Source organism: Dolichospermum sp. FACHB-1250 (genome assembly GCF_014696335.1).
GTDB lineage: Bacteria > Cyanobacteriota > Cyanobacteriia > Cyanobacteriales > Nostocaceae > Dolichospermum > Dolichospermum planctonicum.
Genome location: NZ_JACJPZ010000068.1, coordinates 1 through 19837, shown reverse-complemented (window position 1 = coordinate 19837; position 19837 = coordinate 1). Strand labels below are relative to the sequence as shown.

General features: G+C 36.5%; 21 protein-coding genes and 2 pseudogenes. 15 read left to right on the top strand and 8 right to left on the bottom strand.

Annotated features, from left to right (window positions below):
• From H6F39_RS18285 to H6F39_RS18255, 7 genes and pseudogenes are all read left to right on the top strand, one after another.
• Nucleotides 1-285, top strand: a pseudogene (locus tag H6F39_RS18285) (HNH endonuclease); the annotation flags it as partial.
• 145 nt (nt 286-430) lie between these two features.
• Nucleotides 431-1864, top strand: a complete 1434-nt coding sequence (locus tag H6F39_RS18280; protein ID WP_190397180.1) for a cation:proton antiporter — start codon at nt 431-433, stop codon at nt 1862-1864.
• Nucleotides 1861-2238 (top strand): Na+/H+ antiporter subunit E, encoded by a 378-nt coding sequence (locus tag H6F39_RS18275; RefSeq protein ID WP_190372251.1) that lies wholly within the window; start codon nt 1861-1863, stop codon nt 2236-2238. Before H6F39_RS18280 ends, H6F39_RS18275 begins: the two co-directional genes overlap by 4 nt.
• A gap of 5 nt (nt 2239-2243) precedes the next feature.
• Complete coding sequence (locus H6F39_RS18270; RefSeq protein ID WP_137908710.1) at nt 2244-2501, top strand: hypothetical protein; 258 nt, start codon at nt 2244-2246, stop codon at nt 2499-2501.
• Entirely contained in the window at nt 2498-2776 is a 279-nt protein-coding gene (locus H6F39_RS18265) for a monovalent cation/H(+) antiporter subunit G (protein ID WP_137908709.1), read from the top strand. The genes H6F39_RS18270 and H6F39_RS18265 overlap by 4 nt, the downstream gene beginning before the upstream one ends.
• Nucleotides 2769-3311, top strand: coding sequence for a DUF4040 domain-containing protein (locus H6F39_RS18260; protein ID WP_137908708.1), 543 nt, complete (start codon nt 2769-2771; stop codon nt 3309-3311). The genes H6F39_RS18265 and H6F39_RS18260 overlap by 8 nt, the downstream gene beginning before the upstream one ends.
• 20 nt (nt 3312-3331) lie before the next feature.
• Entirely contained in the window at nt 3332-3994 is a 663-nt protein-coding gene (locus H6F39_RS18255; RefSeq protein ID WP_028082275.1) for a Na(+)/H(+) antiporter subunit B, read from the top strand.
• 67 nt (nt 3995-4061) lie between these two features.
• Here H6F39_RS18255 and H6F39_RS18250 read toward each other — a convergent pair whose 3' ends face one another.
• Nucleotides 4062-4784, bottom strand: a complete 723-nt coding sequence (locus tag H6F39_RS18250) for a TerC family protein (protein ID WP_137908707.1) — start codon at nt 4782-4784, stop codon at nt 4062-4064.
• A gap of 217 nt (nt 4785-5001) precedes the next feature.
• Between H6F39_RS18250 and H6F39_RS18245 the strand changes: the two genes are divergently transcribed.
• Nucleotides 5002-6462 carry an aminotransferase class I/II-fold pyridoxal phosphate-dependent enzyme gene (locus tag H6F39_RS18245; protein WP_190397179.1) on the top strand — a complete coding sequence of 487 codons (1461 nt, stop codon included), beginning with the start codon at nt 5002-5004 and terminating at the stop codon, nt 6460-6462.
• A gap of 288 nt (nt 6463-6750) precedes the next feature.
• Here H6F39_RS18245 and dusB read toward each other — a convergent pair whose 3' ends face one another.
• Complete coding sequence (gene dusB, locus H6F39_RS18240; protein WP_137908705.1) at nt 6751-7800, bottom strand: tRNA dihydrouridine synthase DusB; 1050 nt, start codon at nt 7798-7800, stop codon at nt 6751-6753.
• 106 nt (nt 7801-7906) lie between these two features.
• Here dusB and H6F39_RS18235 point away from each other — a divergent pair, with 106 nt between their 5' ends.
• A complete protein-coding gene (locus tag H6F39_RS18235; protein WP_137908704.1) occupies nt 7907-8401 on the top strand; it encodes a TM2 domain-containing protein in 495 nt (164 codons plus the stop codon).
• 138 nt (nt 8402-8539) lie between these two features.
• On the opposite strand, the gene H6F39_RS18230 is transcribed toward H6F39_RS18235, so the two are convergent.
• The 3 genes from H6F39_RS18230 to thrC all read right to left on the bottom strand — a co-directional run bounded on the left by H6F39_RS18230 (nt 8540) and on the right by thrC (nt 10878).
• The gene (locus tag H6F39_RS18230; protein WP_028082280.1) at nt 8540-8989 is read right to left on the bottom strand and encodes a DUF2996 domain-containing protein; all 450 of its coding nucleotides are present in this window, start codon (nt 8987-8989) and stop codon (nt 8540-8542) included.
• A gap of 174 nt (nt 8990-9163) precedes the next feature.
• Nucleotides 9164-9439, bottom strand: a complete 276-nt coding sequence (locus H6F39_RS18225) for a MoaD/ThiS family protein (protein WP_137908703.1) — start codon at nt 9437-9439, stop codon at nt 9164-9166.
• 134 nt (nt 9440-9573) lie between these two features.
• A complete protein-coding gene (gene thrC, locus H6F39_RS18220; protein ID WP_028082282.1) occupies nt 9574-10878 on the bottom strand; it encodes a threonine synthase in 1305 nt (434 codons plus the stop codon).
• 604 nt (nt 10879-11482) lie between these two features.
• Between thrC and H6F39_RS18215 the strand changes: the two genes are divergently transcribed.
• The gene (locus tag H6F39_RS18215) at nt 11483-11833 is read left to right on the top strand and encodes a hypothetical protein (protein ID WP_190372257.1); all 351 of its coding nucleotides are present in this window, start codon (nt 11483-11485) and stop codon (nt 11831-11833) included.
• 55 nt (nt 11834-11888) lie between these two features.
• Here the strand turns inward: H6F39_RS18215 and H6F39_RS18210 are convergent, their stop codons facing one another.
• Nucleotides 11889-12887, bottom strand: a complete 999-nt coding sequence (locus H6F39_RS18210) for a cyanophycin synthetase (protein WP_137909495.1) — start codon at nt 12885-12887, stop codon at nt 11889-11891.
• A 333-nt stretch (nt 12888-13220) separates the two neighbouring features.
• On the opposite strand from H6F39_RS18210, the gene H6F39_RS18205 reads away from it, so the two are divergent.
• Nucleotides 13221-13457, top strand: coding sequence for a hypothetical protein (locus H6F39_RS18205; RefSeq protein WP_137909494.1), 237 nt, complete (start codon nt 13221-13223; stop codon nt 13455-13457).
• A gap of 83 nt (nt 13458-13540) precedes the next feature.
• On the opposite strand, the gene H6F39_RS18200 is transcribed toward H6F39_RS18205, so the two are convergent.
• Nucleotides 13541-15646 (bottom strand): M3 family metallopeptidase, encoded by a 2106-nt coding sequence (locus H6F39_RS18200; protein WP_137909493.1) that lies wholly within the window; start codon nt 15644-15646, stop codon nt 13541-13543.
• 518 nt (nt 15647-16164) lie between these two features.
• On the opposite strand from H6F39_RS18200, the gene H6F39_RS18195 reads away from it, so the two are divergent.
• The 3 genes from H6F39_RS18195 to H6F39_RS18185 all read left to right on the top strand — a co-directional run bounded on the left by H6F39_RS18195 (nt 16165) and on the right by H6F39_RS18185 (nt 18805).
• Complete coding sequence (locus tag H6F39_RS18195) at nt 16165-16953, top strand: dienelactone hydrolase family protein (RefSeq protein WP_137909492.1); 789 nt, start codon at nt 16165-16167, stop codon at nt 16951-16953.
• Between the two features lie 57 nt (nt 16954-17010).
• The gene (locus H6F39_RS18190) at nt 17011-17388 is read left to right on the top strand and encodes a DUF1823 family protein (protein ID WP_137909491.1); all 378 of its coding nucleotides are present in this window, start codon (nt 17011-17013) and stop codon (nt 17386-17388) included.
• Nucleotides 17389-17761: 373 nt separating this feature from the next.
• Nucleotides 17762-18805 carry a 3-deoxy-7-phosphoheptulonate synthase gene (locus H6F39_RS18185; RefSeq protein WP_028091296.1) on the top strand — a complete coding sequence of 348 codons (1044 nt, stop codon included), beginning with the start codon at nt 17762-17764 and terminating at the stop codon, nt 18803-18805.
• A gap of 178 nt (nt 18806-18983) precedes the next feature.
• On the opposite strand, the gene H6F39_RS18180 is transcribed toward H6F39_RS18185, so the two are convergent.
• A complete protein-coding gene (locus tag H6F39_RS18180) occupies nt 18984-19403 on the bottom strand; it encodes an ATP-binding protein (RefSeq protein WP_137909490.1) in 420 nt (139 codons plus the stop codon).
• Between the two features lie 122 nt (nt 19404-19525).
• Here H6F39_RS18180 and H6F39_RS18175 point away from each other — a divergent pair.
• A pseudogene (locus H6F39_RS18175) lies at nt 19526-19732 on the top strand (PleD family two-component system response regulator); the annotation flags it as partial.
• Nucleotides 19733-19837: the final 105 nt, after the last annotated feature.

The following is a 19837-nucleotide window of genomic DNA, read 5'->3' as shown; positions in this document are numbered from 1 at the left end:
ATTACAGCTAACGGTCACGGTTCTAGGCAATCTTGCCGAACCGACAAGTACGGTTTTCCGAATAGGCACGTACCGAGAGAAAAAATACATTTTGGTTTTCAAACTGGCGATATTGCTAAAGCGGTTGTCACCACTGGTAAAAAGATTGGTACTTATGTAGGAAAAGTTGCTATTCGTTCAACTGGTAGTTTCAATATTTCTACTAAAAATGGATTGATTCAAGGAATATCACATAAGTTTTGTAAACGCATTCACGCAAAGGATGGTTATTCGTATGCAGTATAAAAGATTTGTTAATTACTCAACTGTCCTTCTCGCTATTTGTGCTAACGCACAAAATTACTCAAGGGACGTTTCACAATTAACCCTCCATTCCTCCCATCACCAAACTGAGTACAGTTTTGGTGGGGGTCTCCTGGAGGAGGTTTAGATGAATACTATTACATTGACTTGGATTGCTACCCCATTTTTTCTAGGATTCATCATTTTTATCGTTCCCAAACTCAACCGACATTTAACTCTGTGGGGAACTATTGCTTCTGCTGCTTATGGGTTGCAGTTATTTCTCAATCCATCACCCGTGACACTGAATGTACTAGACAGTTTCGGTATTAAATTAGTAGCAGACGAGTTAAGCGCTTACTTTATTCTCACAAATGCTATAGTCACGGCTGCTGTTGCTCTCTACTGCTGGCGCAGTGATAAAACGGCTTTTTTCTATGCTCAGATGATTATTGTCCATGGTAGCCTCAATGCTGCCTTTGTCTGTGCAGATTTCATTAGTTTATATGTGGCTTTAGAGGTAAGTGGTATTGCGGCCTTTTTATTGATTGCTTATCCCCGTAGCGATCGCTCAATTTGGGTAGGTTTACGGTATCTATTTGTAAGTAATACTTCCATGTTGTTTTATCTAGTTGGTGCGGCGCTGGTTTATCAGACACATCATTCCTTTAGTTTTACAGGTTTAAAGGGATCACCACCGGAAGCACTAGCATTAATTTTTCTGGGATTATTAATCAAAGCTGGGATTTTTGTATCCGGTTTATGGTTACCTTTAACTCATTCTGAATCAGAAACACCAGTTTCCGCATTGATGTCAGGAATTGTTGTTAAAGCCAGTGTTTTACCTTTATTGCGTACTGCATTAGTTTCCGAAGAAATTGATATCATAGTCAGAATTTTCGGTGTAGGAACGGCTTTAATGGGTGTATCCTATGCTGTTTTGGAAAAAGATACTAAGCGAATGTTGGCCTTTCACACAATTTCCCAATTAGGCTTTATTCTCGCGGCACCAGTAGTAGGTGGATTTTATGCTCTTACCCATGGATTAGTCAAATCATCTTTATTTTTGATTGCGGGTTCTTTACCCAGTCGCAACTTTAAAGAATTGCAATATAAACCCATTCATACAACAATTTGGATAGCCTTAGTTATCGCTAGTTTATCAATTTCTGGTTTCCCTTTATTATCAGGTTTTGCTGCTAAGAGTTTAAGCATGAAAAATTTAGCATCTTGGCAATTTATAATTATGAATATTGCCGCAGTCGGTACAGCAATATCCTTTGCTAAATTTATTTTTTTACCCCACAGTCGAGAAGGAGAACAGAAAATCAAACCAGGTTTTTGGATATCAATAATATTTTTGATCACTGGTTTAATTGTTGCCAATATTGTCTATCCTCAAGCTTATAATACTGCTGATATTACAAAAGCACTTATAACCATTGCTGTGGGCTGGTTAGCCTATCATGTTATTTTCAAAAAGTTATCAATATCTTTACCTCGTGTATTTGAAGAATTTGAGCATTTGGTTGGTGTCATGAGTCTGACTTTAATTTTGCTATTTTGGATGGCTTTCCCATGATTGGACATCTCATATTAAGATTATCAATTTGGTTTTTACTCACTGCTAACGTGAGTTTAACAAATATTATCATTGGTGTCATTATTGCCTTACTTTTACCACGTGGTAAATCCTCACCAGAAAAATTAAAAGCTTGGTTAAAGGTGATAATTAAAATTATTATTACCATTCCATTGGCTTTTATGGAGGCATTTGAAATTATCCTGCGTCCCCATCATCAAGAAGAAATTATCATAGAGAAAGTCAAACTCAAAAGATCACCTTTATTGATTTTTGTGGATATATTTCTAATTACCTTCACACCCAAAACCATAGTTTTTAAATACCGTGAAGAAGGATGGTATGAGGTCCACCAAATTAAACCCGGCAGGTAACAATTATGAACTTAGAAATAGTCTTAATGGCAATGATTGTAGCTTTACTTATCCCCATTTATGAAGCTGGGAAAAGTGATGATACTTGGCAGAAAATGTTAGCTTTTGGTAGTATTTCCAGTAAAGTAGCAATCATGATTCTTGTAATTTCCGTTTTGCGAGATGATTGGATGATTGGTGTAGTTGCAGCGATTATTCTGAGTGTAGGAAATGCCGGATTAATGTTATTAGCACATATCCTGAGAAGATTGGGTGAAGTATGATCAACTTTCTGAGTTATAGCTGTATAGGTATAGGCATAGTTTTTTGGTTTTGGGGAACTTTTCATTTAGTTAGCAACAGATCAGTATTATTCAAATTACATGGACTTTCTGTTGCTGATACTTTAGGTTCAATGATTATTATCATCGGACTATTATTGAAAATACCCAGTGAATGGCCATTACTTATTCTGGGCATTATTTCCTTAGCAATTTGGAATACTATGCTGGGTTATGTATTAGCATATTGTTCAACACAAGAGGCAAAAAATGAATGATACTTATCTCTATTTGATCATTGCTTTATTACCCTTAACTGCGGGGATGTTAGTAACTCAAACTAACCCCTATCATGCTTTAGTGATTCGTGGGGTACTCGGTGCCATAGCCGCAATGGTAGATGCAGTTTTAGGAGCAGCAGATGTAGCTTTAACAGAAGCATTAATGGGAACAATGCTATCAATTGCTCTCTATGCAATTGCAGTCCGTTCATCTTTAGTTTTGCGTCTTGGTGTCATTGAAAATCAGTCAATAGAAAAAAATCAGGATAGCACTTTGCAACAACTTATCAACGAATTTCGCCAGATTTTTAACAAACATTACTTACGGCTAGAAATTGTTCCCTATAGCAATAACCAAAGTCTACAACAGGCATTAATAGAAAAGGAAATTCATGCTACTTGTGTGCGTTTGGAAGAAAGTCATCAAGGAGAAGAAACCTACCAAACTGCAATTCGAGTGCAACGTATCTATAACATTATAGAAAGTGAACTTTCATTACCAAAAACAATTTTAAAATATTTCCATGTTTGACATTTAGGGGAGCAGCATTTATGAAATTAGTCTACATTTTAGCGGGAATAGCTTTATTTGTGAAAATGCTGATCATGCCTAATTATGAACCGAATTTATCAGATATTTCCATTGTGGAAACAGTAGTTAAAGAAAGTGGTGTTCCCAATGCGGTATCAGGGATTATTTTCAGAAATCGGTTATATGATACAATCTTTGAAGTAATTGTTTTTACTATCGCCATTCTCGGAGCTAATTTTTTACTAGCCAATGACAAACCATCTTGCAGTATTTATCAATTCAAAGATCAACCATCAATAATATTAGCTCGTCTAGGGGCGACAATTGCGGCGTTAGTGGGTATTGAATTAGCAATTAGGGGACATTTGAGTCCTGGAGGCGGTTTTGCAGCTGGTGTGGCTGGTGGTACAGCAATTGGACTCATAGCAATTACTTCATCATATCAGTGGATGCAGGATATTTATCACCGTTGGCACGCTGCTACTTGGGAAAAGGTTTCGGTATTGGTTTTTATTGTTTTAGCAGTCATAACTTTATCGGGGCTAGAATTACCCCACGGTGAGTTAGGGGCCTTATTTAGTGGTGGAATTTTACCGATATTAAACATCCTAGTTGCTGTTAAGGTAGCATTAGGTTCTTGGGCTGTGGTTTTGATTTTTATTCGTTATCGGGGTTTGTTATGAATTGAGGAAAGGTTCAGGAAAGGTAATTGGTAATAAACTCTTACCTGTTACCTAGTTCCCGTCCTCATCACTTTGAGACTTCAGTTTTTTCCCTTTCTTCTGGGACTAATTCAACAACGGTACGCTTGGAAAATCCCCAAGCTAAGATCACACCAATAACAGTTACTACCAGCCATTGTGGTGGGACTAAATCATCATTGATGACTTTTAACAGCAACCGTAAACCCACAAATGCGACAGTAATATAACCCGCGTCTTCTAAATTTTCATATTCATCTAACCAGCGGATAAATAATCCAGCCATGAATCTTAGGGTGAAAATACCAATGGTTGTACCGGTGATTACTAACCATGTTTCTTGAGAAACTGCGATCGCTGTTGTGACACTATCCAAGGAAAAAGCTAAATCTGTCAAGGCAATTACGGGTATAGCTTGCCACAGTGATTTAAACCGTGGACCGTGATGATGATTGGACTCGTCTTCCTGAGAACTAAAGTGTTGAAATACTAACCATAAGAGATAACCAGCACCCAAAAGTTCAAATTGCCAAAATTTTTGTACCCAAGTCGCTGTTAACAGCAGGGTAATTCTTAAAATATAAGCGAATACTAAGCCAATGTTGAGGGCTTGACCTTCTCGTTTTTTGTCTTCTAGTCCTTGGGCGATCGCAGCGAGGGCGATCGCATTATCAGCGGATAGTACCGCTTCTAAAAATACTAAAATCAAGAGAACAATGGAGGCTTCAACGCTGAAGTGAAAGTTTAGGTAATTAAATATTTTGTCTAACATTTTTCACAAGAGGGGGACAATTAAAAATTAATAGGAGATTTTTACTGTAGAACGCACATTGACACTCTAAATTACCTCCTTGTTGTTTACGCAGTATGTTTATTATATATCAGAATGTCAGAGCCGAGAAAATAGTTAGTATTGCTGAGAGGGTGTACTTCACTCAAGCCAAAGGTTTTTATTCCTTGCTTAAAAGACCCTAGGGGACATTGACAATATGCTAAATCAAAACCAAACCCCGCTTATAGAGGCATTAAAAGCTTGTACAACCCGTTCTCATGCACCATTTTACACCCCAGGGCATAAACGCGGCCAGGGTATTTCCCCACTTTTAAGCGATTTATTAGGTAAAGATGTCTTTCATGCTGACTTAACAGAATTGGCAGAATTAGATAATTTATTTACACCCCAAAGCGTAATTTTAGCAGCACAAGAATTAGCAGCAGAGGCTTTTGGGGCTGAGAAAACATGGTTTTTAGTTAATGGTTCTAGCTGCGGAATTGCAGCTGCAATTCTTGCTAATTGTAGAATGGGAGAAAAAATAATTCTCCCGCGCAATGTTCATTCTTCAGTTATTTCTGGATTAATTCTTTCTGGTGCAATTCCTATTTTTATAAATCCTGAATATGATGAATATTTAGATATTACATATAGTATAACACCCGAATTAGTAAAAGCAGCATTAATAGAACATCCAGATACAAAAGCAGTATTGATAGTTTATCCAACTTATAATGGTGTTTGTGGAGATTTAAAGGCGATTTCACACTTAACTAATCAATATAATATTCCTTTAATTGTAGACGAAGCCCATGGCGCACATTTTCATTTTCACCCACAATTACCCACCTCAGCTTTAACCGCAGGTGCAGATTTAACTATACAATCAATTCATAAAACATTGGGGGCAATGACACAGGCATCAATGTTACATATTCAAGGAAATAGAATTGATATTGATAGAATTAATAAAGCCTTACAATTAGTTCAATCTACCAGCCCTAGTTTTATACTTTTAGCTTCTTTAGATGCTGCACGTCATCAAATGGCAATACATGGAAAAAAATTGATGTCTCAAACTTGGGAATTAGCGCAAGAAGCAATAATTAAAATTAATCAAATTCCTGGTTTATCTACTCCTTTAATTAATAGCGAAAAATCACAAAAATTTCTAGATTTAGATCAAACTAGATTAACTGTAAATGTTAGTGAAATAGGATTTACAGGCTTTGCGGCTGAAGAAATTTTAGATAGAAAATTCGATGTTACTCCAGAATTTTCATCTTGGCAAAATCTCACATTTATTATTAGCTTAGGAAACACAAAAGCAGATATTCAAAACCTAATTCAGGGATTAAATAATCTTAGCCATGTCACCCCCTTGACATCTGAGTGTCAACCGTGTAAGAATAGAAACGATGCTATAATAGGTCATGATCTGTCCATTTCTCCCCGTGAGGCCTTTTTTGCTAATAGCGAAGTATTACCTGTAGAGGAAACCCAAGATAGAATTTGTGCAGAAATTATTTGTCCTTATCCTCCAGGAATTCCTGTATTAATGCCGGGGGAAATAATTACAAAATCAGCATTGGCATATTTACAGGAAATTCAAAATATGGGTGGTTTTATTAGTGGTTGTGCCGATGAAACTTTACAAACTCTAAAAGTTGTGAAATAATATACAGCAGTTATCCGTTTATGAAGTACAGATATTAATAATAAAACTCTTGTGGTGCGGGCATACTTCGACCAAGCTCAGTACAAGTCTTGCCCGCACAAGGTGTACCTCACTCAAGCTGAACTTGCTGTAAGATAGTTTTTTTACATCATAACCCCTGCTCTCTTGCGGGGATATTATACTTTACTCAACCAAGAACCGCTATAATACAGAATTGGCTTTTAAAACATTGAACTCAGAAGGATATGTCACCCCACGTTAATGAGACCTGATCTTTATTCTTTATATTTATGCTATAGTTGCAGGTATTTCTTCCTCAATTTCATAACCATGAGTTAGATTTTCCTTAGCTCTATCAATCAAATCTAAACCTTGTTGTACAGTTTCCATTAAACTTAATTTACCCCGTAAGTCAGCAGCACCAGCAAAACCTTTAGCATACCAAGTCATGTGTTTACGCGCTTGACGGACTCCCCTATCTCCCTTGTATTCCCATAAAGCAAAAAGATGTTCTCGCGCACATTCTAAACGTTGAATGGGGTTAGGTGGTGGTAATAATTCTCCTGTTTTTAAGAAATGATCAACTTCACCAACTAAAAAGGGATAACCTAAAGTTCCACGAGAACACATTACCCCATCTGCGCCAGTTTGTTCTAAACATTTTACCGCAGCTTCCACAGAAAAAATATCTCCATTACCAATCACAGGAATTGACAGGACTTCTTTAACTTTAGCTATCCATTCCCACCGCGCATTACCATTATAACCCTGAGCGCGAGTGCGTCCATGGACAGTAATCATTTTTGCTCCTGCGTCTTCCATGCGTTTAGCAAAATCTAAAATAGTAATTTCATGATCATTCCAACCAATACGAGTTTTCACAGTTACAGGAACATCTACCGCTTTCACAACTTCCCGCACAATTGCCTCTGCAATTTCCGGTTGACGTAATAAAGAAGAACCACCACCATTTTTAGTAATTTTATTAACTGGACATCCCATGTTAATATCAACAGTATCTGCACCTTCCGCAACCGCTTTTATTGCTGCCTCCGCTAGAAAATCGGGACGACAATCAAATAATTGAATACTAATAGGTCTTTCTTGAGGATCTACCTCCATAATTTTTGGTAATTGGTTAACATAGTGTAAACCCGTTGCATTGACCATTTCTGTATACATCATAGATTCTGGTGCATAACGACGTACTAAACGACGAAAGACCAAATCCGTCACCCCCGACAATGGAGACTGTAAAACACGGCTTTTAACCGCAAATGATCCAATTTTGAGAGGTGTAGAAAGTCTAGCTTGAAGTTCAGGAGAAAGAGAAATCATGGTTAAAATTAAAAATAGAATCGTTAAGGGAATTGAGGACTAAGGAAAGGTAGTTAATCAAAGGGTAGATGATTAAACCAGTAAATCCTAATGGACATAAAATAAAATGACTATAAAAAACAATCAAAATCAAGATCGTCTTCTTGTTTCTTATCTTCTGTGTGGAGCAGGTTTTTTTGGTATAGGAGGCTTACATCGCTTATATAATGGCAAAATCGGTACTGGTTTATTATGGCTATGTACTGGTGGTTTATTTTATATTGGACAACTTGTTGATTTAGTGATCATACCGAATATGGTTGACGAATATGAGCAAAAATTGCGGTTAAAAGCAGGTGTATCATCTGCGGGTATACCCATGAATGAGCGGATATTTATATCACAAGTTCACCAACCAAATGGTAAACCACTCATTGTCAAACTCATAGAAGCAGCAGAGGCTAATGGTGGTAGTTTAACAGTAACTCAAGGTGTTAAGGCCACAGGAGCTAGTCTTATAGAAGTAGAAACCATGCTCAAAGAAATGCTACAATCAAATCATGTGAGAATAGGCAACAACCCTATTTCTGGAGTTGTGACTTATTACTTTGATGAATTGTAAAGTTGCGAACCGCTATGATTTATCATTTCCGAACTTTTGTACTTCATTAGACTAGGAAATGCTATATATTCTTCTGTTAAATTATCTAAAAATAGGTAACGACTCCATTTCTGAAGTCGTGACTTATGATTACGTTAACTAATTTCTACCTAGCCATTTTTGACCGTTCAAACGATATACTAACCGAGATACTAACAAATCTAGGGTGATTTTCCGCTCGTCAATTAAAAATGATTCTAGGGTACTCGGTTTTTTACCTTCATTACAGGAAAAACCCTTTTTACCTTGAATATTCTCTTCGGGGAAATATACATTAAACTGGCGTTGTCCCCCTTGCCAGGAACCGATAACTTGCCAACATTCTTCCGCTGAGGTAAAACCAATTATGGAATACTTCTGCTTGGCAAAAGTCAGTTTTACATCTGGCACACCTTCTTTAGTAATTGCTGCTTGCAGTGCCGGGAGATAATGTTGCTGCATAAACTCTTCAAAAGGTTTATCTTCCAAAGCTGGGGGTTTTTCCTTTTTGGCAGCTTTGGCGGCGGTTTTTTCGCTTTCTGCTGGAGTTTGTGTGGTTTCTTCTGCCATTGCTCGTTTTGGGGTAGTCAGTTATTTTTATTTTGACATACCAGAGCCATGAATTTGGGAATTTTATTCATTTACTGTTGAAGCAGAGCCTCTGGACTGCATTCCCAGTCGGAGACTGGGAACGAGATAAGGAGATATGACTAAAACTTTATACTTTAAATATTTATATATGCTTCAACCACCCGCAACAGCAGGAACAATACTCACCTCGTCACCATCCTTTAGGGTTGTTTCTGCACCTTCTAAAAAGCGAATATCTTCGCTGTTAACATAGACATTCAAAAACCGTCTGAGTTTGCCTTGATCATCACACAAACGCGATTTAATACCAGGACAGCTTACTTCTAAGGAATCTAATAAGCCAGAAATATTACTAGCACTACATTCTAATACGGACTTATTTTCTGTAAACTGTTGCAAAGCGGTGGGAACTAAAACTGTTACGGCCATTGTTTAAACGTTAATTGTGAGTGAGTAAGCTAAATAGGCGGTTATAAACCGCGACAGGTAAAAACCTGAATTTTTGTTGAGTCCACGGAGGTGGACTTTATTTGTATAACTACGGTTTCTAACCGCTAAAGCTTCTAAACTAGGACTTGTTGCCATTCTAAACGGTCAAGGGTCCGGGATCTTTCTAACGCCCGCTCAAAACTGTCTAGTTTGGCCTCAATTGTCAAAGGTTCGCCAATATAGCCTTGAATTGCTTCCTGGGTTTTCAACCCATTACCAGTGATATAAACTACTGTGGTTTCATCTGGATTGATTTTGCCGGCTTCTACTAATTTTTTCAGAACAGCAATGGTTGTACCCCCTGCGGTTTCTGTAAAGATACCTTCGGTTTCTGCTAATAATTTAATACCTTCGATAATTTCGGCATCATTAACTGATTCAATATTACCGTTGGTTTTTTGAGCTATTTCTACAGCATATACCCCATCTGCGGGGTTGCCAATAGCGATTGATTTAGCAATTGTATTCGGTTTAACTGGTTTAATAAAGTCTTTACCTTCTTTAAAGGCTGTCGCAATGGGAGAACAACCTTCTGCTTGAGCGCCACTGAACCGGACAGCTTTATTTTCTACTAAACCAACTTCTACAAATTCTTGGAAACCTTTATAAATTTTAGTAAATAGAGAACCGGAAGCCAATGGTGCAACTATATGATCTGGTAATTCCCAACCTAGTTGTTCTGCAACTTCAAAGCCCAAGGTTTTAGAGCCTTCAGAATAGTAAGGACGGAGGTTAATATTCACAAAACCCCAACCATGGGTATTCGCAACTTCTGAACAAAGGCGATTAACTTGATCATAATTGCCTTTGACTGCCATTAGGGTAGGACTATAAATTAAACTACCGATAATTTTACCAGCCTCTAAGTCAGAAGGAATGAATACACAACAATCTAAACCGGCATGAGCGGCGATCGCTGCGGTAGAATTTGCTAAGTTACCTGTACTAGCACAAGAAACAGTTGTAAAACCTAATTCTCTCGCTCTACTGAGGGCAACGGATACCACCCGATCCTTAAAACTCAGGGTGGGCATATTCACGGCATCATTTTTAATATAAAGCTTATTTAGACCCAGGCGACGGGCAAGACGGTGAGAACGCACCAAGGGAGTCATCCCTGTACCGACATCTATATAATTATCTGTAGCAACGGGCAAAAAGTGACGGTAGCGCCAAATTGAGTTGGGACCTGCTTCAATAGTTTCTCGACTAACTAAGCTTTTAAGAACATTGTAATCATATTTGACTTCTAGTGGACCAAAACACAATTCACATACATGAGTAGCTTTAAGCTCGTATTCTGCGCCACATTCTTTACACTTCAATGCTTTGAGTATGGAAGTGTTTGCTTGGTTGAGGTTTGTAATCGCCTGAGTCATAATTTACCTTTCCCTGGATATCCGTCAACTTTGAAATCATAGTAGCACGAGACAAAATCACCGTCAAACATACCCGACAAAAATTATCGGGTTTGGTTACTCAACCGCAGCAATTACCAAAAAAATCACCAAAGTAGGGGTAATTCATGAATTACCCTTAGGAAAGAATCAGGTTTAGGGGTATGCACTTTAGTCAGATATTGTTAGTAACAGGTTATCTAGTTCCCCTGCTTGGGGTTTTATGCCAACCAACAGGTAACTTGCTGTGTGTAAACAGTTTGGACTACAGAATTTAGTATAAAATACTAGCAGATAAAAGCCAGTAATGGCGGGTAAATACTGATTTATAGATTTTTGGTGAAAAAATACTAAAAATCATTTACATCCTGGAATTAATGCCATATATTATTTATCAATACAATCTAAAAACCAAATAAATCCTAGCAGTCAAAGGGCTTGAGTGCTAATGTCTGAGGTAATCTTGAAACTGATGTAGTTGGCAGAAATTCTACTTTTTCTAGATGAAGTTAGCGGACTTTTCCGCAATAGTTTTTGCCAAAAACAGAGGTTTATCGGCAATTGATAACTTTGGAGGACGAGAATGATTAAATACAGTTTCAATTTGATAGGGGTATCTCCTGTTTGGCATTTTTTTAATCACCAACAACAGAGTTTAGTAAAACCACAACATCAAGGGATAGAATATCTAGGAACTCATACTTGTACTTTAGATGCGTTCCTGGAATCTATAGAACCAATTCCTGTAAAATGGGGTTGGAATTTAGATCAAGTAGTAGATACGGTAATTGAGTTTTGGATGAATAATGCTGAGAGTATTAACTATTGGAAATCTCGTTTACAAGATGCCGGACATGATAGTTTACTCGTAGCTAGAGTAGCAGATATGAACTATTTGCCTGGGGAATTGGAATCACTACTAGAGAAAAATTTGTAACTCTTAATTACTACCAATAGAATAGCAGGAAACAGGGAACAGAGTATTTTTTTGTTTACCTGGCAACTGCTATGTCATTTTCTAATGCTTTGAGAATTTTTAAATACAATTCTTCTACTTTTTGCGCTGCTAATTTACCACTAGCAGCATAGTGATCTAACCCGGGAGAACCATTTACTTCAATTAGCGTATAATCTGTCATTGGCATAGTAATATCATGGGTAAGTATATCTATTCCTGCTAATCTTAATCCTATATCTTTAGTAATATTAATTGCTAATTTTTGAAAGTCTGGATGAATAGTTTCCGAAAAATCTACAGCCTCACCTCCACTAGATAAATTAGCATTATCTAAAAGATAAACAATCTGATCATTAGGAATCACGCTATCCCAATTAAGATTTTGCGTTTTTAATTTTTTATCAATGCGGAAATCATCAACTTTAATACCGTTTTTTCTGCCGAGGCTAATAAATTTTTCCTGCTTTTGTTGTAGCAACTCTAAAACATTAGATATACCATTACCGACAACAAATAAGGGAATCCTTTGATAGGCAACAATCACTTCATTATCTAAAACAACAATTCTATAGTCATTACCAATATAAAATTTTTCTACAATCAATCCTGATTTAATTTGGAATATTTTATCAGCTACATCATAATATTCTGTCTGATTATATACTTTAGTAACTAATATTCCCTGACTAAGATTGAGAGGTTTAACAATTACAGGAAATCCCATGGACTCTGCATAATTAAATCCATCATCAATATTTCTGAGATTTGCTAATTTAGCGCATAATTTATCATTAAAAAAAGTTTTTCCCTCTGTAACTTTATATCCAAACTGCTTCAGAAAAAAATTACTATATGCTTTATCTTTAACTAACTCAGCTGCCCCAAAACCATTAATATCTAATTTGCTATGACTAAAAACTGACTTTTTGCCGTTTTTAAATGTAATATGTCCGACTAATTCATATTCTGGTTCAACTAAAACTATAGCCCCTATTTCCAATGCTACTTTTTTGATAATTGATGTAATTGACATTTTTATTTTTCCAGACTATCTCAGATTATACGGAAAAAGTATAGCAACATTCGTAAATATTTGACAATCTAAAATCTCAAATAGTTGAAAATTGGTATAGCTTATAACCATGCAATCAATACTTATGGAAGTTTAAATACTAATTAAATCAGTATTTACTTCTTAGCAGCAAATAAAAGTAAATTTTGTTAAAAAATAAGTTGTTGCATCACGTATTGACAATTTTGAAAATATGTAATACCAAGGTGGCATCATCAATAAAAAGCGATGGTACATTCTTGGTTAAGACACAAAGTAACGCCCTTCACTCAAGTTCATACGCATAAAATAATCATGCCACAAAATACGGATTACAAAAACACCACTTCAGAACATCAAGCCATAGCTTACAGAAAAAGGCTGAATGGCTGGGCTATAGCCCGTGTCGTTACCGAACAGGAAAAAGTAATTGTTGCCAGATTCCGTAGTCGTTCAGATGCAGAAGGTTATATTCAGCACATACGCCAGTTAATTCTTGATGCTGATTTTGAGCTTTTCTTTGATTGTCAACGTGAAGAAGCTGTAATATAAATTCACTCAGTCCAGAGGTAAGAGGAACAGGTTTTCTTTTGGATTTTGAATTGTTTTGTCCTCTTATACCTTCAAGTGCCAATTTATGGGTCAGTTAGCAGCCCATTGTGTTTGAGTAAAGCCTTGGTACTGGGTTCTCGTCCCCGGAAGGTTTTAAAGACATCCATGGGATGCTGACTGCCACCTAATGCTAAAATTGTATCTCGATAGCGTCTACCAATATCATGAATTGCGGCCTCATCTTCCAAACCCGCTTCTTCAAAAGCAGCAAAAGCATCAGCACTAAGCACCTCAGCCCACTTATAGCTATAGTAACCCGCTGCATAACCACCTTCAAAAATATGACCGAAGGCACACAAAAACCCATCCTCTGGTAATGGTGGTAACACAGTTGTCAACTTAGCAATCCGATGTTGCACATCTGTGACAGTTTCTTGACCCTGGGGACAATAGCGGTGATGTAATTCCAAATCCACACTGCTGAAATATATCTGTCGCAACATAGCTGAACCACTCATGTAATTACGTGCCGCCAACAACTTTTGGTAATAATGTTCTGGTAATGGTTCACCTGTTTGATAATGTTTGGCCATACCCAATAAGGTCTGGCGGTCATAACACCAATTTTCCATAAATTGGCTTGGTAATTCTACTGCATCCCATTCAACATTATTAATACCTGCTGCCCCCAGATAATTTACCTTAGTCAGCATATGATGTAAACCATGTCCAAATTCATGAAATAATGTCTCAACTTCATCAAAAGCCATTAAACTAGGATTACCATCCACAGGGGGAGTTTGGTTACAAATCAAATAAGCGACAGGGAGACGGATAGTAGTTACAGCATTCTCTTTGATTTGTTTGCGGTGAATACAAGCATCCATCCAAGCACCACCACGTTTTTCAGCGGGACGACTGTAAGCATCTAAGTAAAAATAGGCAATGGTTTCACCATATTGATCAGCAATTTGGAAATAACGGACATCCTCATGCCATACTGGTGCTTGGCCGTCAGCAGAAGTTACCGTGACACCAAAAAGCCTTTTTACCAGCCCAAATAAACCATCTAGGACTTGAGGGAGGGGAAAATAGGGGCGTAACTCTTCAGCCGTAAAGGCAAATTTTTCCTCCTGTTGACGTTCAGCCCAAAAACTAATATCCCAGTGTTGCAAATTTTCTGCTTCTGCTGCTTTTTTATTCTTTGCAAAAGCTTTAAGTTTATCTAAATCTTTAACAGCAGCATTATAACTAGCTTGACGGAGTTCTTCTAAAAGTTTTTCTACGGAGGGAACATCCTGAGCCATTTTACTAGCCAAACTGAGTTCAGCAAAGGTTTCAAAGCCAATTAATTGAGCTAGTTCCTTTCTTAACTCTAAAATGCGGGTAATTAAGGGGTTATTATCTAATTCTCCAGAAGATGCTCGGGTAATATAAGCCTTATAGACTTTTTCCCGCAAATCCCGTCTGGTACTATGCTGCATAAAGGGGAAATAACTGGGAAAATCTAAAGTAATATGCCAAGGGCCATGTTCTGGTGTGCCATTTTCCTCTCCAGCAGCACGAGCAGCTTGGGCTGCAAGACTTAACAAGCTGCTTGGTAAGCCGTCAATGTCATCCAAGGTGGTGAGGATTAAAATAAAGCCTTTAGTGGCATCTAGGATATGATTAGCAAACCTAGTGGCTAGTTCTGCTAATTCCATCTGAATAGCATTAAAACGCTCTCTGTCTTCACCTTCTAAGCCGACACCTGACAATTCTGCATCCCGAATAGCCGCTTTGATAATTCTCTGTTGGGCTAAATCTAAAGTTTCCCAGGTATGACTATTACGAATTGCTTTGAAAGCATTATAAATAGGTTTACTTTGACCCAGGATATTTATAAACTGAACTACTTGTGGCTGTACCTTTTCATAAGCACTACGTAGTTCTGGACTATTTTTAACACCCATTAAATGATTGAGTATTCCCCAACTCCAATTTAGTCTTTCTGTCAATTTTTCTAAAGGTTCTATTAAACCAGTCCAAGTAGGCTGTATATTTGCCTCTAGGATAGTTAACTGCTTTTCAAGTTCTGCTAACAGGTAAGAAAAAGCTGGTTCGACTTGCTCCGGTTTAATATCCGCAAATGCGGGTAAACCAGAGCTTTGAAGTAAAGGATTTTGAGAAATAGTAGCAGTTGCACGCATGGTAGTGAATTAATAGCCGAGGAGTTAAATGGGGACAAAAATTGATTTTTCTTGCTTTATATGCTGACTTAGCAAGCATAAAAGTCAGCCTTTTTAGGAATAAGCCCAAATGGATACGCATGACTTTTACCGCGCTATTTTTGGCTTGAAAACATCTTCCAGGTAATCTATGTGATATAATGAACACAAGTCAAAAACGTGACGATAAACTTTCCCTTTACTAAAATTGCAAAACCAACATTGTAGCAATTTTTTTGCAAGTAATTACTTTTATTTTCTCTAATTCTGTAGTCATAATTCACCATAATCAATTTGCATCTTGAGTACATAATATGCGATATCTGAGCAAAAAAAATCTCATAAAGCTTGCTACGTATAAGAAATCAGCTATATGTTTGAATATTATCGCAAAATATTCTCTCTTTTACCTGTTAAGAGTTCCCTGTTCCCTTTTACTGAATGGTAATTTACCATAATAAGTACCGAAGAGCCATCAATTTTAACGAGTGAATAAAGTTATGAAATTTTTGCTTTCTGTTTTACTAACACCTGCAATAGTATTATTGAGTTCTAGTCATGTATTAGCAGCAATTAGAACTCAAACAATCGAATATAAGCAAGGGAATACTTTATTAGAAGGATATCTTGCTTATGATGATGTCGTTAAAGTTAAGCGTCCTGGTGTGTTAGTGGTTCATGAATGGAATGGTTTACAGTCTTACATAAAAAAACGGACTCAACAGTTAGCTAAATTAGGATATGTAGCTTTTGCAGTAGATATTTATGGTAAAGGAATTAGACCAAAAAACCCAGAAGAATCAGCTAAACAAGCAAATATTTATCGTCAAGATCGCAAATTACTCCGCGCAAGAGCAAAAGCTGGGTTACAGGTTCTACAAAAGTATCCTTTAACAGATTCTCAACGTATTGCTGCTATTGGTTATTGCTTTGGTGGTGGTACAGTATTGGAATTAGCTCGAAGTGGTGTTAATATTGCGGGTGTAGTTAGTTTTCATGGTAATCTTGACACTCCCGATATTAATGATGTTAAAAATATCAAAGCTAAAGTATTAGTATTACATGGTGCTGATGATCCTTTTGTTCCAGAACAGCAAGTACAAGCTTTTGAAAAAGAAATGCGTCTAGGTAATGTTAACTGGCAGTTAATATTCTATGGTGGTGCGCTTCATTCTTTCACTAACCCAGAAGCCCAGAATAATCCCAAAGGTGCTATTTATAATGCAATTGCAGATCAGCGTTCTTGGCAAGCAATGAAGCAGTTTTTTGTAGAAATATTTGCTAAATAGCTAAATAATATAACAATAGTCAGAAAATATTTCCCTATTCCCTATTCCCTTAAAATCATGTCTAACCTACCACCCTTGAATACAGAAACAATTTGGGCAATCATTAATGATACAATTAATGATGCTACCGTAAACCAATTAGTATGGTATTACTTAGGTTATCGCTATGATACCACAACAGAAACCTATGATCATAGTCAAGTAGAGACGACATGGAGAGACGAATATCCCCAACCACCGGATTTTATAGATTCTCGGCCAGCAATTATGAAATTAACTCGTTCTATTCCTCCTGAAAATAAACAGCTACTTAAAGAAAAATTAGGTTTTAAAGGTTACAAAATTGGTGAATTTGGTCCGCGACAAACTCGCAGAGCCACCTCCGCAAATTGGTTATTAAGTTATATGTTAATCACCAGTGGGAAAATTGAGTAAAATTACTAAACAGCGTCTACCTTGAAAACCAATTTCTTGGTAATAATCTATACATAATTATCAAGCTTATAAATGTATCTATCTTCATCTGCGTTTATCTACGTTTATCTGTGGTTAATTACTTCTGATTTCGGTTTAGGTATTGAATTATCTTTTTGCAGCTAATGTTATGGAAATAACACAGACTTATATTGTATTTTTGAAAAAAGCTGTGTATATTAATATATATCAACCCTTGCACATAATAATCCTACCTGAATTTGTGCAACTTGTTTTTTGTTAACTAACTAATTTAGACTTAAAGAGAATAAAAAACAGTGTCACATAAGTTTTAGGATTGCTAACGTATAACACAAATCAAGAGATTTCTGCTATGATCCACAAATTAATTAACACTAACATTAAGAGTTCTCATGTTTTGCTAACTCCTAATGAAGTCAAAGAAAAATTACCTTTAACTAAAACCGCTGAAAATACAATTTTAAAATTCAGACAAGAAATAGAACATATTCTAGATTTCCAAGATAGACGAAAATTCATTGTTGTTGGTCCTTGTTCAATTCATGATCCTAAAGCAGCCATAGAATATGGGGAAAAATTACTAGATTTAGCGAAAAAAGTTGAGGATAAACTGCTATTAATTATGCGAGTTTATTTTGAAAAACCGAGAACTACCGTAGGTTGGAAAGGACTAATTAATGATCCGGAAATGGATGATTCTTTCAATGTAGAAAAGGGGATATTAATTGCTAGAAGTTTATTGTTAAAGTTGACAGAGTTAGGATTACCAACTGCCACGGAAGCACTTGATCCGATTATTCCTCAATATATCAGTGAATTGGTATCTTGGTCTGCAATTGGCGCGAGAACAACTGAATCACAAACACATCGAGAAATGGCTAGTGGTTTATCTATGCCGGTGGGTTTTAAAAATGGTACTGACGGGAATATTCAAGTAGCTGTAAATGCACTCAAATCAGCAAGAACGCCCCATAATTTTCTAGGTATTAATCAAAAGGGACAAGTGAGTGTATTTCAAACTAGGGGAAATGCTCATGGCCATGTAATTTTGCGTGGTGGAACTCAGCCTAATTTTGATGCAGAGAACATTAAATTAGTGGAAGAACAATTAAAAGCTGCTAAATTATCACCAAGAATAGTTGTTGATTGTAGTCATGGTAATACTAATAAAGATTACAGGTTACAATCGATGGTGTTTGAAAATATTATTCAGCAAATATTAGATGGTAATAGTTCCATTGTGGGAATGATGCTAGAATCGAATTTGTATGAAGGTAGTCAACCGATTACAGGAAATCGTGAAGATTTAAAATATGGTGTTTCCGTAACTGATAAATGTATTAATTGGGAAGAAACAGAAAGAATTATTTTGGCTGCTCACGCCAAATTGACTTAAATCTACAGCGGTTTTCATGTATTTATACCACAGATGAATGGAATAAATCTATTACCAATAGACATCTGGTGAGAATCAAATGTGGCTAACCTGAAACTATTATAGGGATAATTCATCAATTGTCCCTAGATTTTTTCTCACGCCATGTCTAGTAGTAGTACAAAATAAATTTCATATTCTAACAATAATGTTTACTGATAAATAAACAATAACGATTGTCATCTGTTAGTTTATAAGATAGTTTGTCGGCAATGGAGGACATTATTTGCAATCCCCGTCCTCGTTCTTGATCATTATCCTCTAATGCTGAAGTTATTTGCAATTGCTTTTCTAACTCAAAAGGTTCTCCCCAAGACCATATCCGAATTTCTATATCTTCTTCGAGTCTAATAACTTCTAATTCAATCGGAGTTTCTCTGGGCAATTTTTTGTGGGCGTGTTCTACAATATTAATAAATCCTTCTACTAGTAGTGTTTGTAATTCCCACCAAATTGTTTGATTATTAAATGGGGGCTGGTTGATTTGCTCCAGCCAGGATAAAACTTCACTTGTAGCATTAATATCTGTATCGGTTTTTAGGTAGATTTTATGATTCATTGGTCAATCTATAGAATATTTGACTATGAGTGTATTTTCAAAATGTGAAAAATGTAAATCCTTAGACAAGATTTAATGTAGAGTAATTAATAAGTAATTATTCAAACTGTTTAATGGTCAAAATGTTTAAAATCCTCGTCATTGATGATGATCCTATCTTACGAATGGTTTTGAAAAAAACGCTGAAAACCCAGGGCTATGATGTTACCATAGCGGCTAATGGCGAAGAGGGAATAATAGAAGCCAAAAAATTATGTCCCGCTCTCATTATCTGTGATTGGGTAATGTCTGGAATAGATGGTTTACAAGTGTGTCGTCAGATTACAGCGATTTTCATGTAGTTAAGCCAGAAAATGAGGTAAACTAGAATAAATATATTGTTAAATTATATGCCAACACCTTATTCAATAGATTTGCGTAGTCGCGTGATTATG

Excerpts from the sequence above, each read along its gene's own strand:
- H6F39_RS18195 (WP_137909492.1), top strand. The coding sequence starts at position 16,165 with ATGAAATTTTTGCTTTCTGTTTTACTAACACCTGCAATAGTATTATTG.
- H6F39_RS18235 (WP_137908704.1), top strand. The coding sequence starts at position 7,907 with ATGACTATAAAAAACAATCAAAATCAAGATCGTCTTCTTGTTTCTTAT.
- H6F39_RS18270 (WP_137908710.1), top strand. The coding sequence starts at position 2,244 with ATGAACTTAGAAATAGTCTTAATGGCAATGATTGTAGCTTTACTTATC.
- H6F39_RS18255 (WP_028082275.1), top strand. The coding sequence starts at position 3,332 with ATGAAATTAGTCTACATTTTAGCGGGAATAGCTTTATTTGTGAAAATG.
- H6F39_RS18250 (WP_137908707.1), bottom strand. The coding sequence starts at position 4,784 with ATGTTAGACAAAATATTTAATTACCTAAACTTTCACTTCAGCGTTGAA.
- dusB (WP_137908705.1), bottom strand. The coding sequence starts at position 7,800 with ATGATTTCTCTTTCTCCTGAACTTCAAGCTAGACTTTCTACACCTCTC.
- H6F39_RS18225 (WP_137908703.1), bottom strand. The coding sequence starts at position 9,439 with ATGGCCGTAACAGTTTTAGTTCCCACCGCTTTGCAACAGTTTACAGAA.
- H6F39_RS18230 (WP_028082280.1), bottom strand. The coding sequence starts at position 8,989 with ATGGCAGAAGAAACCACACAAACTCCAGCAGAAAGCGAAAAAACCGCC.
- H6F39_RS18260 (WP_137908708.1), top strand. The coding sequence starts at position 2,769 with ATGAATGATACTTATCTCTATTTGATCATTGCTTTATTACCCTTAACT.
- H6F39_RS18190 (WP_137909491.1), top strand. The coding sequence starts at position 17,011 with ATGTCTAACCTACCACCCTTGAATACAGAAACAATTTGGGCAATCATT.
- H6F39_RS18265 (WP_137908709.1), top strand. The coding sequence starts at position 2,498 with ATGATCAACTTTCTGAGTTATAGCTGTATAGGTATAGGCATAGTTTTT.
- H6F39_RS18205 (WP_137909494.1), top strand. The coding sequence starts at position 13,221 with ATGCCACAAAATACGGATTACAAAAACACCACTTCAGAACATCAAGCC.
- H6F39_RS18210 (WP_137909495.1), bottom strand. The coding sequence starts at position 12,887 with ATGTCAATTACATCAATTATCAAAAAAGTAGCATTGGAAATAGGGGCT.
- H6F39_RS18180 (WP_137909490.1), bottom strand. The coding sequence starts at position 19,403 with ATGAATCATAAAATCTACCTAAAAACCGATACAGATATTAATGCTACA.
- thrC (WP_028082282.1), bottom strand. The coding sequence starts at position 10,878 with ATGACTCAGGCGATTACAAACCTCAACCAAGCAAACACTTCCATACTC.
- H6F39_RS18280 (WP_190397180.1), top strand. The coding sequence starts at position 431 with ATGAATACTATTACATTGACTTGGATTGCTACCCCATTTTTTCTAGGA.
- H6F39_RS18200 (WP_137909493.1), bottom strand. The coding sequence starts at position 15,646 with ATGCGTGCAACTGCTACTATTTCTCAAAATCCTTTACTTCAAAGCTCT.
- H6F39_RS18245 (WP_190397179.1), top strand. The coding sequence starts at position 5,002 with ATGCTAAATCAAAACCAAACCCCGCTTATAGAGGCATTAAAAGCTTGT.
- H6F39_RS18185 (WP_028091296.1), top strand. The coding sequence starts at position 17,762 with ATGATCCACAAATTAATTAACACTAACATTAAGAGTTCTCATGTTTTG.
- H6F39_RS18275 (WP_190372251.1), top strand. The coding sequence starts at position 1,861 with ATGATTGGACATCTCATATTAAGATTATCAATTTGGTTTTTACTCACT.